Here is a 13,120-nt window from a genome sequence, read left to right as displayed (position 1 = left end):
CAGCCCCCTCCTGAGACCGAAGCCATGACCGACCATTCCCTCAAGGGCAAGACTGTGCTGATTGCCGGTGGTGCCAAGAACCTGGGCGGCCTGATCGCCCGCGACTTCGCCCGCCAGGGTGCCAGCGCCGTCGTCATCCACTACAACAGTGCCGCCACCCAGGCCGATGCAGAAGCAACCGTTGCCGCCGTGCAGGCGGCCGGCAGCAGGGCGGTAGCCCTGCAGGGCGACCTGACGTCGGCGGCAGCGATGGAGCGCTTGTTCGCCGATGCCGTGGCCGCAGTCGGCCGTCCCGACATCGCCATCAATACGGTCGGCAAGGTGCTGAAGAAGCCGCTGCTGGAGATCAGCGAAGCGGAGTATGACGAGATGAGCGCGGTCAACGCCAAGGCCGCATTCTTCTTCCTCAAGGAGGCCGGCCGCCAGGTCAACGACGGCGGTCGCATCTGCACCCTGGTCACCTCACTGCTGGGTGCGTTCACGCCGTTCTATTCCAGCTATGCCGGCACCAAGGCGCCGGTCGAGCATTTCACCCGCGCGGCGTCAAAGGAGTTCGGTGAGCGCGGCATCTCGGTGACTGCGATCGGGCCGGGCCCGATGGACACGCCGTTCTTCTACCCGGCCGAGAGTGCCGATGCACAGGCGTACCACAAGACCGCGGCCGCGCTCTCGGCGTTCACCCGTACCGGCCTGACCGACATCGCCGACATCGTGCCGTGGATCCGCTTCCTGGTCACCGATGGCTGGTGGATGACCGGGCAGACCATCCTGGTCAATGGTGGGTACACCACCAAATAATGCAGCCGTGCATGGCGTGGATCTGCTGCGCGACATTCGAACGATCCACGCATGGCGTGGATCTACAGTAGAGCCACCCCATGGGTGGCTGCGCACAATGACCAAAGGCAGAGGCGCCACGCATGGAGTGGCGCCATCGGATCAGTTGAGTTTGGCCAGCACCGCATCCGTGGCGGCGGGGGTACTCACGGCCTGGCCCTTGGCGGCCAGGTCGGCAGTGAACACCCCATCATCCAGCACCGCGTGCACCGCCGCTTCCACTGCTGCGGCTTCGTCTTCCAGCCCCAGCGAATGGCGCAGCAGCATCGCCGCGCTGAAGATCGTCGCGTAGGGATTGGCGATGCCCTTGCCGGCGATGTCCGGGGCCGAACCGTGGATCGGTTCGTAGATGCCGACCGCACCCGGTTCACCCAGCGAGGCCGAGGGCAGCAGGCCGAGTGAGCCGGCCAGCATCGAGGCTTCGTCGGTGAGGATGTCGCCGAACATGTTCTCGGTGACGATCACGTCGTACTCGCGCGGCTTGGCCAGCAGGTGCATGGCCATCGAATCGACCAGTTGGTGCTCCAGCGCCACCTCCGGGAACTCCTCGCGGCCGATGCGCGCGGCCACGTCGCGCCACAGGCGCGAGGTTTCCAACACGTTGGCCTTGTCCACCGAGGTGACCTTGCCACGCCGCTGCCGGGCCAGGCGGAAGGCACTGCGCAGCACGCGCTCGATCTCGGCCACGGTGTAGCGGCACAGGTCGCTGGCACTGTCGGCATCGCGGGTCTTGTCGCCGAAGTAGATGCCGCCGGTCAGTTCGCGCACCACCACGAAGTCCACACCCTGCAGCAGCTCGGCCTTGATCGGCGAGGCGTGCAGCGCGGCCTCATGGGTGCGCACCGGGCGCAGGTTGGCGTACAGGCCCAGCGCCTTGCGGATCGCCAGCAGGCCCTGTTCCGGACGCACCTTGGCGTTCGGGTCGGACCACTTCGGGCCACCGACTGCGCCCAGCAGTACCGCGCTGGCGGCCTGGCAGGCGGCCAGGGTCGACGCCGGCAGCGGTTCGCCGTGGCGGTCGATGGCGATGCCGCCGATGTCGTGCTCGCTGAAGGTGAAGCTGTGGTTGAAGCGTTCGGCGACGGCCTTCAGGACGGCGACTGCCGCGGCGGCCACTTCCGGGCCGATGCCATCACCGGGCAGGACAACAATTTCAGCGTGCATGCTCACTCTCGTAACGTTCGATTTCAGGGACACGGCCCAACAGATACCCCAACTGGTCGACACCTTCCAGCAGGCAGGTCTGCGAGAAGCCGTCCAGCGGGAAGGAATAGACGCGGCCGTCCGGCGTGCGCAGTTCGCGCGCGGCCACGTCGATGGTCAGCTCATCATCCGGGCGCTGCATCAGCGCCTGCACGTCGGCCTCGTCCAGCACGATCGGCAGCAGGCCGTTCTTCAGCGAGTTGCCACGGAAGATGTCGGCGATCTCGCTGCTGACGATGGCGCGCAGGCCCAGGTCGGTCAGCGCCCAAGGTGCATGTTCGCGCGACGAGCCGCAGCCGAAGTTGCGACCCGCCAGCAGGATGCTGCGGCCGGCGTTGTGCGGCTGGTTGAAGGCGAAGTCGGCCACCGGTGAACCGTCGGCCTGCCAGCGCCAGTCATTGAAGGCGTTGCGGCCCAGGCCGGCGCGTTCGGTGGTGGACAGGAACCGCGCCGGGATGATCTGGTCGGTGTCGATGTTGGTCTGGCGCAGCACCACGCTGGCCGAGGTCAAGGTACGGAAACCGGCCATCACGCCACCTCCTGTGCGAACAGCTCGCGGGTGTCGGCGACATGCCCGTTCACCGCGGCCCACGCCGCGCTCATCGGTGAGGCCAGCAGGGTGCGCGAACCGGGACCCTGGCGGCCTTCGAAATTACGGTTGCTGGTGCTCACGGCCAGCTGCCCGGGCGCGACCAGATCACCATTCATGGCGATGCACATCGAGCAGCCCGGCTCGCGCCATTCGGCACCGGCCGCGCGCACGATCTCATGGATGCCTTCGGCCTCGGCCTCTCGCTTGACGATCTCCGAGCCCGGCACCACCAGCATGCGCACCCGGTCGGCGACGCGACGACCGCGCAGCACCTGCGCCACCTCACGCATGTCACTCAGGCGGCCGTTGGTGCAGGAACCGACGAACACCACGTCCACCGGCGTTCCGGCCAGCGCCTTTCCGGCCTGGAAATGCATGTAGTCCAGGCCCTTCTGTGCGGCGGCATCGTTGGCGGCCGGGATCGGCGCATCCACCGCGATGGCGGTACCCGGGTGGGTGCCCCAGGTCAGGGTCGGGCGGATATCGGCGGCGTCGATGTGCACTTCGCTGTCGAAGCGCGCGCCGTCATCACTGCGCAGCTGCTGCCAGCGCGCCACCGCAGCCTCGAAATCGGCGCCCTTTGGGCCGCGCGGGGTGTTGGCGACGAAGTCGAAGGTGACCTGGTCCGGCGCCACCATACCGGCACGCGCACCCGCTTCGATCGACATGTTGCACAGGGTCATGCGCTGTTCCATGTCCATCGCTTCGATGGTGCTGCCGCGGAACTCGATCACGTGGCCGGTGCCGCCATTGACGCCGATCACGCCGATGATGTGCAGAACCACGTCCTTGGCGCCGACACCCGGCGCCAGCGGCCCATCGACGGTGATCGCCAGCGTCTTCGCCTTGCGCTGCAGCAGGCATTGCGTGGCCAGCACGTGGCCGACCTCGCTGGTGCCGATGCCGAACGCCAGCGAACCGAAGGCACCGTGGGTGGAGGTGTGGCTGTCGCCGCAGACGATGGTCATGCCCGGCTGGGTGAAGCCCTGCTCGGGCGCGATCACGTGGACGATGCCGCGGTTGTCCGAGGCCATGTCGAACAGCTCGATGCCGTGCTCGGCGCAGTTGCGCGCCAGCGTGGCGACCTGAGCCTCGGAGGCGGCGCTGGCATAGGGCAGCGTGCCGTCCGCGGCGGCCGGCAGGGTCGGCGTGGAGTGGTCCATCGTCGCCTTGGTGCGGTCCGGCCGGCGCGGCGACAAGCCGCGTTCGCGCAGTTCGGTGAAGGCCTGCGGCGAGGTCACCTCGTGGATCAGGTGCAGGTCGATGTACAGCACGGCGGGCGCGCTGTCGGATTCGGGAACCACCACGTGGGCGTCCCACAGTTTGTCGTACAGGGTGCGGGGTGCGGAAGTCATGCGTATGCCTGGCAGAAGTACGAAATAGCGAACATCAGTAAGGAAAGCGGAACGGTCAAGTCAGCGACGGCGGGCGAGCACACGCAGGCGCACGTAGTCGGCCAGCGGCTGGCCAGATGCGTCACGCGGCAGCTCGGCCAGCAGTGCGGTGGCCGCCTCGCGCACGGTGGCGCGGGCCTCGGCCGGCAGGTCGTCCAGCAGCGTTGCGGCGAATACCCGCAGCCAGCCGGCCACGCCGGTCGGCAGTGCGGTCGGGCGCGGCGTGCACTCGATCAGTTGCACCTGGAAGCCATGCTGGCGCAGGCGATCGGCGTAGGCATCGGCCGTCGGGAAGTACCACCGGAAGGTGCTGGCGCCATGCCCGTGGGCCACGCGCGCGGCCTGCACGGCCGCGATGATCGTGGCCACGTTGCCGTGGCCGCCGAACTCGGCGACGAAGCGGCCACCGGGGCGCAGGGCGCGGCGCACGCCTTCCAGTACGCGGTCCGGAGTCGTCATCCAATGCAGTGCCGCATTGCTGAACACCGCATCGAACTCGCTGTCGAACGACAGTGCGTGGCCGTCCATCAGCTGGGCGTCGACGCCGCGCGCACGGGCGGCGATCACCAGTTCCGGCGAGGCATCCACGCCGTGGATGCGCGCACCGCTCAGGGCCAGTTCGGTGCTGAGTACGCCATCGCCACAGCCCAGGTCGAGGATGCGCTCACCGGCGCGCGGGTCGAGCAGGCGCGATACCGCACCGCCGAGCAGCGGCACGAAGCCGGCATCGATCGCATAGTCCTGGGCGTTCCACTGCTGGCCAGCGGCGCTGGCCGGGGTGGGGGTGTCGAAGGCGCTCATGGTGGGATCCTCAGGCGGTGGCGGAAGCGGGAACGTCGGTGCTGCTGTGGACGGCGGCCTGACGCTGGCGCAGCAGGCGGTTGGCCACATCCAGCCAGGCCAGCGCGGAGGCTTCGATGATGTCCTTGCTGGTGCCGGTGCCGTCGTACTCCACGCCGTCATGGCGCACACTCAGGTTGGCTTCGCCACGCGCATCGGCACCGATGCCGACGCTGTGCACGTGATAGCTGTCCAGCATCAGCTGCACGCCGGTGGCGGCCGAGAGCGCGCCGAACAGCGCATCGACCGGGCCGTCGCCCTGCGCGGTCTCGGCCACGCGGTTGCCATCCGGGTCGGACAGTTCGACCAGCGCGTTGGCGCGGCTGCCGACGTCGCTGATGGTCATCGAGGCCAGGCGGTAGCCCTGCGCGCTGGAGCCGCCCTGCATCAACGTCTGCAGGTCGGCATCGGTGACCACGCGCTGCTGTTCGCACAGACCCTTGAACTGCTCGAACACCAGCTTCAGTTCGTCTTCGTCCAGCCAGAAGCCCAACGCACGCAGGCGCGCTTCGACGGCGGCGCGGCCACTGTGGCGGCCCAGCACCATCTGCGAATCTTCCCAGCCCACGTCTTCCGGACGCATGATTTCGTAGGTGCCGCGATGGCGCAGCATGCCGTGCTGGTGGATGCCCGATTCATGGGCGAACGCGTTGGCACCGACGATGGCCTTGTTGCGCTGTACCGGCATGCCGACCAGACGCTGCAGCAGCTGCGAAGTGCCGACGATGCGTGGGGTGTTGATCGAACTGTCCTGTTCGTAGAAGGCCTGGCGGACCTTCAGCACCATCGCGATCTCTTCCAGCGAACAGTTGCCGGCGCGCTCGCCGATGCCGTTGATGGTGCACTCGACCTGGCGTGCACCGCCTTCGATGGCGGCCAGCGAGTTGGCCACCGCCAGGCCCAGGTCGTTGTGGCAGTGCGCGCTGAAGATCACGTTGGCCGCGTTCGGCACGTCGGCGACGCCGGCGATGACCTGCTGGAACATCGCGCGGATTTCTTCCGGCGTGGTGAAGCCGACGGTGTCGGGCAGGTTGATGGTGGTGGCGCCGGCGGCAATGGCCACGCGCGAAACCTCGATCAGGTAGTCCAGCTCGGTGCGGGTGGCATCCTCGGCCGAGAACTCGACGTCGTCGATGTAGGAACGGGCCAACGAGACGTGCTTGCGTACCGACTCCAGCACCTGCTCGCGGGTCATCCGCAGCTTGTGCTCGCGGTGCAGCGGGCTGGTCGACAGGAACACGTGCAGGCGCGGGTTGGCTGCCGCTTCCAGTGCACGTGCGGAGGTCTCGATATCGGCCTGCAGGCAGCGCGACAGCACCGCCAGGCTCAGGCTCGGGCGGCGCAGCTCGCGGCCGATCAGCGCCATCGCCTCGCGGTCGGATTGCGAGCTGGCCGGGAAGCCGGTCTCGATGATGTCCACGCCCAGTTCGTCCAGCGCACGCGCCATCACCAGCTTCTGCGGCGGGCTCATGCTGCAGCCGGGGGACTGCTCGCCGTCACGCAGGGTGGTGTCGAAGATGCGGATGCGCGGGGTGGTAATTCGTTCGATGGTGGTCACAGGGAAATCTCCTCGACAGCGGGTGCGACGGCTTGCAGGGGGGAAGGGGAAGAGGCGGGGGAGGCGAGGGCGCTGGCCTTGGTCGGCGAGCGCGGGGTTTCGCTGCGCCGTCGCCGCGGTTTGCGTGGCGGGCGCGGACGGATGTCGGTGAGCAGGCCGGCCAGGACACCGGCATCGATGTTGCCGCCGGACACCACCGCACACTTGCGGCGGCCGGCGACGCGGCGGCCGGCCGCCAGCGCCAACGCGCCCGCGCCCTCGGCGATGATGTGTTCCTCCAGCGCAAGCCGGACCAGCGTTTCGCGCAGTTCGGCCTCGCGCACGATCACCACATCGTCCAGCAGCGAGGTGCACAGGCGGCGGGTCAGGAAGCCGGGAATCTTCACCCGCACGCCGTCGGCCAGAGAGGCAACCGGGGCGATCTCGCGCACGTCGCCGCGGATCGCACGTGCCATCGAATCGACGCCTTCCACCTGCGCGCCAATCACGCGCACGCCCTGCGATTTCAGCGCCAGTGCAACGCCGGAGGCCAGTCCACCGCCGCCGATCGGCACGATCACCACGTCCGGCGCGTGTGCGGCCAGCTCGATGCCGACCGTGCCCTGGCCCGCGATCACATCGGCGTCGTCGAACGCGGACAGGAAGCGGTAGCCGTGTCGCTGTGCCAGTTCGACCGCGAAGGCGTAGGCCTCGTCGTAGCTGGTGCCGTGCTGGCGAACGGTCGCGCCCCAGTGGGCGACGCCGGCGATCTTGGTGGCCGGTGCGCCATGCGGCATCACGGTGATGGCCGGCACGTCCAGGCGGTAGGCCGCCCACGCCACGCCCTGGGCATGGTTGCCGGCCGAGGCGCAGATCACCGGCCGGGTATCGCCGCGCTCGCGGCCGGCCAGCAGCGCGTTCAACGCGCCGCGTACCTTGTAGGACCCGGTGCGCTGCAGGTTCTCCAGCTTCAGCCAGGTGCCGAAGCGCTCGGCATGGTGCAGCGGGGTAGGCGGCAGGAAGCGCCGCAGCCGGGCCTGCGCCGCCAGTACGTCGGCGACGCTTACGTCGCCGACATCGCTTTCCTGGCTGGCATCAGCGGCCGGCATGGGCCACCAGCGCGGTGCGGGCGACCGCCGCATGCGGGCACGGGCGGCGAAGAAGACGCCTCCGTACCGGCACCGTGGTCACTACGGTACGGGTGTTCATACGGATGCTCCTTCCACGGCAGTGACCTGCACGGACACGCAGTCGTAGATCTTCTCGATCTGCCGGCACAGCGTTTCCGCCGGGCGCTGGCCATCCACCACCAGCTGCAGGTGCCAGCGGCCATCGTCGTCGGCCACCGGCGCACCGCTGATCGCGCGCGGTGCGAAGCCGCGGCGTTCGGCCATGCCGATCACGCGCAGCAGCGCGCCTTCGGCCGGGTGCAGCACCAGGTCAAGCCGGTATTGCATTGGGGGTCTCCTGGCGGGCATGGGCGGGGTTGCTTTCCAGCATCGTGCTGTTGGCGGTGTTCGGCGGCACCAGTGGCCACACGTTGGCACGTGCATCGATGGCCACGTGCAGCAGGGCCGGGCCCGGTTCGGCCAGCAGCGCGGCCAGGCCGCCTTCCACGTCGTCGCGGTTGTCGATGCGGGTGGCGGCGATGCCGAACACCTGTGCCAGCGCCACGAAGTCCGGGTTGTCGGACAGGTCGATCTCGCTGTAACGCTCGGCGAAGAACAGTTCCTGCCACTGCCGCACCATGCCCAGCGAACTGTTGTCCAGCAGCACGATCTTCACCGGCAGGCGGCAACGCGCGATGGTCGCCAGCTCCTGCACGTTCATCATGAAGCTGCCGTCGCCGGACACCAGCACCACGGTGCGCTCCGGGCATGCGAACTGCGCACCCATCGCCGCCGGCAGGCCGAAGCCCATGGTGCCCAGCGCGCCACTGGTCAGGTGGTTGCGCGGGTGGTTGAAGCGGCAGTGCTGCGCCACCCACATCTGGTGCTGGCCGACATCGCAGGCGATCACCGCATCGGCCGGGGCCAGCTCGCTCAGGCGCTTCAGCAGCGCCGGGGCGTAGATGTGCTGGCCCGGTGCGTCGTAGCGTGCCGAGAAGCGGTCGCGGTGCTGCGCGCAACGCCTGCGCCACGCGTCCTGGTGGGCCTTGGGGGAGGGGAAGGCCGCACGCAGGGCACGGATGGCATGGCCGACGTTGCCAGGCACGGCGACATCGGCGCTGCGCAGCTTGGAGATCTCGTAGGCGTCGGCATCGATATGGACGACGCGGGCGAACGGTGCGAACTCGGCCAGCTTGCCGGTGGCGCGGTCGTCGAAGCGTGCACCCAGCACCAGCAGCAGGTCGCTTTCCTGCACCGCCATGTTGGCCGCGCGGGTACCGTGCATGCCCAGCATGCCCAGTGACTGCGGATGGCTGGCCGGCAGCGCGCCCAGGCCACGCAGGGTCATCACGGTGGGGATGGCGCTGGCTTCGACGAAGTCGCGCAGGTCCTGCACCGCATCGCCCAGCGCGATGCCGCCACCGGCGTAGACCACCGGCTTCTCGGCGGCCGCCAGTGCGGCGATGGCTTCGGCGATGGCCGCTTCGGCCGGCGCAGGTGGCGGCTCGACGCTGCTCGGCACGTGCGCCGGCAGGTGGCTGGCATCGGCCAGCTGCACGTCCTTGGGCAGGTCGATCAGCACCGGGCCGGGCCGGCCCTCGCGGGCGACGCGGAAGGCATCGGCGACCACGCGCGGCAGGTCGTCGACGCTGCGCACCAGCCAGCTGTGCTTGACGATCGGCATGGTCAGGCCGAACACATCCAGTTCCTGGAAAGCGTCAGTACCCAGCAGCGGCGTGGCGACCTGGCCGGTGATGCAGACCATCGGCACCGAATCCAGCATCGCATCGGCAATGCCGGTGACCAGGTTGGAGGCGCCCGGGCCGGAGGTGGCCACGCAGACGCCGACCTGGCCGCTGGCGCGGGCGAATCCATTCGCCGCCAGTGCGGCACCCTGCTCGTGGCGGACCAGGATGTGCTTCAGCGACGAATCCACCAGCGCGTCGTAGAACGGCATGATGGTGCCGCCGGGATAGCCGAACAGCGTGCGGATGCCTTCGGCTTCCAGCGCCTGGGTCAGCCAGCGCGCGCCGTTGGGCGGCGCGCTGCGGTGTGTGGAAGAGTTCATGGGGGAACCTTGCAAAGCGGGTGGGGGAGGGCCGCGCGGTTACGCGGCCTGTCCTTGCAACCAGACCATCTTGGCGCGCAGTTCCTTGCCCACCTTCTCGATCGGGTGCTCCAGGTCGGCCTGCTTGAACCGGTTGTAGTTCGGCAGGCCCGCTTCGTACTCGGCCACCCAGTTCTTGGTGAAGGTGCCGTCCTGGATGTCCTTCAGCACTTCCTTCATGCGCGCCTTGGTGCCGGCGTCGATCACCCGCGGGCCGCTGACGTAGTCGCCGTACTGCGCGGTCTCGGAGATGAATTCCAGCATGCGCGAGATACCGCCTTCATAGAACAGGTCGACGATCAGCTTCAGTTCGTGCAGCACTTCGTAGTAGGCGATCTCCGGCTGGTAGCCGGCTTCGACCAGGGTTTCGAAACCGGCCTGCACCAGCGCCGAGGCACCGCCGCACAGCACCGCCTGCTCGCCGAACAGGTCGGTCTCGGTCTCTTCCTTGAAGGTGGTCTGGATCAGGTTGGCGCGTGCACCGCCGAGGCCGGCCGCATAGGCCAGTGCGTACTCGGCCGCCTTGCCGCTCTTGTCCTGGTAGACCGCCCAGATGCAGGGCACGCCACGGCCGATCTCGTACTCGCGGCGCACCAGCGCGCCCGGGCCCTTGGGCGCAACCAGCACCACGTCCAGGTCGTCGCGCGGCCTGATCATGTCGAAGTGCACGTTCAGGCCGTGCGCGAACAGCAGCACCGCACCCTGCTTCATGTTCGGCGCCAGCACGTCGTCGTAGAGCTTCTTCTGCACCATGTCCGGGGTCAGCACGGCAACCAGGTCCGCATCCTTCACCGCGTCGGCCGGTGCTTTCACGGTGAAGCCGTCGGCCTGTGCCTTGACTTCGGTCGGGCCGCCCGGACGCAGGCCTACCACCACGTCGAAGCCGGATTCGCGCAGGTTCAGTGCGTGGGCGCGGCCCTGGCTGCCGTAGCCGATGACGGCGATCTTGGTCTGGGGCAGGTCGTTGGTGCTCATGGGGGAGGTTCCTTGCGGTGGGAAGAAAAAAAGAACGGCCGGTCGTCGAGGTGACGTACCGGCCGGTCAGGGGAAAGCGGTGGAGGAGGCACCATGCGCCGCGCAGGCACAGCCACCACGAGGCGTGGCGGCGGTGTGGGTCCGGGTTTTGCGTTGGGCGTTGTGCATGGTGGTTGCGTCTGAAACCAGGTTCTGAAATGAAAAAACCCGCACCGGGGCGGGTGCGGGTTTTTGAAGAGTTCCGGTGTATTCGTTGCTTACACGCTGGCTCGTCCCGCACCTGTTGGTTGGGTAATAAGTACGAGCACAAGAATCGAACGCAGCGAGCCGGCGCCGATGTCGGCGGCTTCGTTGTGGGTTCGCGGTGGCGTGTTGTGATGCAACATGTGATCGAGAGAAACACAGCCGTTTTGGCGATGTCAACCCTCGCGACGGAATTCTTGTTGGTTTCCGTTGCATCCGGCGCAATCGCCTGTGGCACAAGGATGGTTGCCGCTGAAAGTGTTTCGGTGAACCGGAATTCACTCCTTTCAGGGCGGTTTTTGCGCGGAATCCGGCGGATCCTCGCCTTGCTGGGTGCGGACCTTGCACACCCGCCCCAGGATCAACGTCCATGACCTCTGCCCGATACCCCAGGATGGCCGCAGCGGCGAAGATCGGGGGACCACCCTTCCATCGGAACCCGACCGTGTCCCGACGCCTTGCCCGTTCCCTGCTGGCCGCCGCTGTACTGGCCGCTGTGCCCGCACTGTCTTCGGCCGCCGACCGCATCACCGGCCACACCTTTGCCACCCGTTCGGAGGTGATCGCCCCGCATGCGATGGCCGCTACCTCGCAGCCGCTGGCCACCCAGATTGCACTGGACGTGATGAAAGGGGGAGGCTCGGCGGTGGACGCGGCGATCGCCGCCAACGCCGCGCTTGGCCTGATGGAGCCGACCGGCAACGGCATCGGTGGCGACCTGTTCGCCATCGTCTGGGACCCGAAGACGCAGAAGCTCTACGGCTACAACGGTTCGGGGCGCTCGCCGAAGTCGCTGACCCTGGCCGAGTTCCAGCGACGTGGCCTGAAGGACATCCCGGCTACCGGCCCGCTGCCGGTCTCCGTGCCCGGCGCGGTCGACGGCTGGTTCGCGCTGCACGACCGCTTCGGCCGCAAGCCGATGGCCGACAACCTGGCGCCGGCCATCCGCTACGCGCGCGAGGGCCATCCCGTCGCCGAGGTGATCGCCTACTACTGGGACCGCTCGGTGCCCAAGCTGTCGCAGTACCCGGGCTTCAAGGAGCAGTTCACGATCAACGGCCACGCCCCGCGCAAGGGCGAGATGTGGAAGAACCCGAACCTGGCCAGCACCCTGCAGCAGATTGCCGACGGCGGACGCGATGCCTTCTACAAGGGCGCCATTGCCCACACCATCGGCGACTACTTCAAGGCCAATGGTGGCTACCTGAGCTACCAGGACATGGCCGACCACCATGGTGAGTGGGTCGAACCGGTCAGCAGCAACTACCGTGGCTACGACGTGTGGGAGCTGCCGCCGAACAGCCAGGGCATCGCCGCCCTGCAGATCCTCAACGTGCTGGAAGGCTACGATTTCTCGAAGATCCCGTTCGGTTCACCCGAGCACGTGCACCTGTTCGTTGAAGCGAAGAAGCTGGCCTTCGCCGACCGTGCGCGCTTCTATGCCGACATGGCCTTCCAGCCGGCGCCGGTGCAGAAGCTGATCTCCAAGGAATACGCCGCGCAGCGCCGCGCACTGATCTCGATGGACAAGGCGCTGAAGGAAGTGCAGCCGGGCACGCCGAAGCAGCTGGAAGAAGGCGACACGATCTACATGACCGTGGCCGACGCCGACGGCATGATGGTGTCGTTGATCCAGTCCAACTACCGCGGCATGGGCAGCGGCATGGCGCCGCCGGGACTGGGCTTCATCCTGCAGGATCGTGGCGAGATGTTCGTGCTGCAGAAGAACCATCCCAACGGCTATGCACCGGGCAAGCGGCCGTTCCAGACGATCATCCCGGCGTTCATCACCAAGGGCGGCAAGCCGTACGCCAGCTTCGGCGTGATGGGCGGCGCGATGCAGCCGCAGGGCCACGCGCAGATTGTGATGAACCTGGTGGATTTCGGCATGAACCTGCAGGAAGCCGGTGACGCACCGCGCATCCAGCACGAGGGCTCGACCGAACCGACCGGACAGGCCACGGCGATGACCGACGGTGGTGAAGTGAATCTGGAAACCGGCTTCCCGTACGAGACGGTGCGTGCGCTGATGCGCAAGGGGCATCGCATCGTGTTCGCCGATGGGCCTTATGGCGGGTACCAGGCGATCATGCGCGACCCCGAGAGCGGGGTTTATTACGGAGCTTCGGAGAGTCGCAAGGATGGGCAGGCGGCGGGGTATTGAGGTTTCCCGGCCACCGGGCGCAGCCCCCTCTGCGGTGATGGTTCAGCGATGCTTGGCTTGGCCGGGCGGGTGGATTGTCTGGGGGACGCCGTGAATACGTCCCTGTAGGCTCGGTCGCC

Annotated in this window: 11 protein-coding genes; 2 read left to right on the top strand and 9 right to left on the bottom strand. The window is 67.8% G+C overall.

Features of this window, described 5'->3' with window-relative positions; translation table 11 throughout:
* Positions 1 to 24: 24 nt before the first annotated feature.
* Positions 25 to 798, top strand: coding sequence for an SDR family oxidoreductase (locus ACT6SE_RS17530; RefSeq protein WP_046432430.1), 774 nt, complete (start codon positions 25 to 27; stop codon positions 796 to 798).
* A 141-nt stretch (positions 799 to 939) separates the two neighbouring features.
* Here the strand turns inward: ACT6SE_RS17530 and leuB are convergent, their stop codons facing one another.
* From leuB to ilvC, 9 genes are all read right to left on the bottom strand, one after another.
* Positions 940 to 2,001 (bottom strand): 3-isopropylmalate dehydrogenase, encoded by a 1,062-nt coding sequence (leuB, locus tag ACT6SE_RS17525; RefSeq protein ID WP_046432428.1) that lies wholly within the window; start codon positions 1,999 to 2,001, stop codon positions 940 to 942.
* Positions 1,991 to 2,569, bottom strand: coding sequence for a 3-isopropylmalate dehydratase small subunit (leuD, locus tag ACT6SE_RS17520; protein ID WP_005410953.1), 579 nt, complete (start codon positions 2,567 to 2,569; stop codon positions 1,991 to 1,993). Before leuD ends, leuB begins: the two co-directional genes overlap by 11 nt.
* Positions 2,569 to 3,987, bottom strand: a complete 1,419-nt coding sequence (leuC, locus tag ACT6SE_RS17515) for a 3-isopropylmalate dehydratase large subunit (RefSeq protein ID WP_032958185.1) — start codon at positions 3,985 to 3,987, stop codon at positions 2,569 to 2,571. The genes leuD and leuC overlap by 1 nt, the downstream gene beginning before the upstream one ends.
* A 60-nt stretch (positions 3,988 to 4,047) precedes the next feature.
* Positions 4,048 to 4,827, bottom strand: coding sequence for a class I SAM-dependent methyltransferase (locus ACT6SE_RS17510; protein WP_046432425.1), 780 nt, complete (start codon positions 4,825 to 4,827; stop codon positions 4,048 to 4,050).
* A gap of 10 nt (positions 4,828 to 4,837) precedes the next feature.
* Positions 4,838 to 6,424: a 2-isopropylmalate synthase gene (locus ACT6SE_RS17505; protein ID WP_046432422.1), complete on the bottom strand. Its 1,587-nt coding sequence runs from the start codon at positions 6,422 to 6,424 to the stop codon at positions 4,838 to 4,840.
* Positions 6,421 to 7,512 (bottom strand): threonine dehydratase, encoded by a 1,092-nt coding sequence (locus ACT6SE_RS17500; protein ID WP_049420878.1) that lies wholly within the window; start codon positions 7,510 to 7,512, stop codon positions 6,421 to 6,423. Before ACT6SE_RS17500 ends, ACT6SE_RS17505 begins: the two co-directional genes overlap by 4 nt.
* Before the next feature lie 96 nt (positions 7,513 to 7,608).
* The gene (locus ACT6SE_RS17495) at positions 7,609 to 7,860 is read right to left on the bottom strand and encodes an ACT domain-containing protein (protein WP_014648335.1); all 252 of its coding nucleotides are present in this window, start codon (positions 7,858 to 7,860) and stop codon (positions 7,609 to 7,611) included.
* Positions 7,844 to 9,580, bottom strand: a complete 1,737-nt coding sequence (ilvG, locus tag ACT6SE_RS17490) for an acetolactate synthase 2 catalytic subunit (protein ID WP_014648334.1) — start codon at positions 9,578 to 9,580, stop codon at positions 7,844 to 7,846. Before ilvG ends, ACT6SE_RS17495 begins: the two co-directional genes overlap by 17 nt.
* Before the next feature lie 39 nt (positions 9,581 to 9,619).
* On the bottom strand, positions 9,620 to 10,594 hold the full coding sequence (gene ilvC / locus ACT6SE_RS17485) for a ketol-acid reductoisomerase (RefSeq protein ID WP_014648333.1): 975 nt from the start codon (positions 10,592 to 10,594) through the stop codon (positions 9,620 to 9,622).
* Positions 10,595 to 11,282: 688 nt separating this feature from the next.
* Between ilvC and ggt the strand changes: the two genes are divergently transcribed.
* Entirely contained in the window at positions 11,283 to 13,001 is a 1,719-nt protein-coding gene (gene ggt / locus ACT6SE_RS17480) for a gamma-glutamyltransferase (RefSeq protein ID WP_046432417.1), read from the top strand.
* The last annotated feature ends 119 nt before the right edge of the window (positions 13,002 to 13,120 follow it).

Source organism: Stenotrophomonas sp. LC732, assembly GCF_052446685.1.
Classification (GTDB): domain Bacteria; phylum Pseudomonadota; class Gammaproteobacteria; order Xanthomonadales; family Xanthomonadaceae; genus Stenotrophomonas; species Stenotrophomonas muris.
This window is presented reverse-complemented; position numbering and strand designations above follow the sequence as displayed.

Excerpts from the sequence above, each read along its gene's own strand:
- ilvG (WP_014648334.1), bottom strand. The coding sequence starts at position 9,580 with ATGAACTCTTCCACACACCGCAGCGCGCCGCCCAACGGCGCGCGCTGG.
- ACT6SE_RS17510 (WP_046432425.1), bottom strand. The coding sequence starts at position 4,827 with ATGAGCGCCTTCGACACCCCCACCCCGGCCAGCGCCGCTGGCCAGCAG.
- ilvC (WP_014648333.1), bottom strand. The coding sequence starts at position 10,594 with ATGAGCACCAACGACCTGCCCCAGACCAAGATCGCCGTCATCGGCTAC.
- leuB (WP_046432428.1), bottom strand. The coding sequence starts at position 2,001 with ATGCACGCTGAAATTGTTGTCCTGCCCGGTGATGGCATCGGCCCGGAA.
- ACT6SE_RS17495 (WP_014648335.1), bottom strand. The coding sequence starts at position 7,860 with ATGCAATACCGGCTTGACCTGGTGCTGCACCCGGCCGAAGGCGCGCTG.
- leuC (WP_032958185.1), bottom strand. The coding sequence starts at position 3,987 with ATGACTTCCGCACCCCGCACCCTGTACGACAAACTGTGGGACGCCCAC.
- ACT6SE_RS17530 (WP_046432430.1), top strand. The coding sequence starts at position 25 with ATGACCGACCATTCCCTCAAGGGCAAGACTGTGCTGATTGCCGGTGGT.
- leuD (WP_005410953.1), bottom strand. The coding sequence starts at position 2,569 with ATGGCCGGTTTCCGTACCTTGACCTCGGCCAGCGTGGTGCTGCGCCAG.
- ACT6SE_RS17500 (WP_049420878.1), bottom strand. The coding sequence starts at position 7,512 with ATGCCGGCCGCTGATGCCAGCCAGGAAAGCGATGTCGGCGACGTAAGC.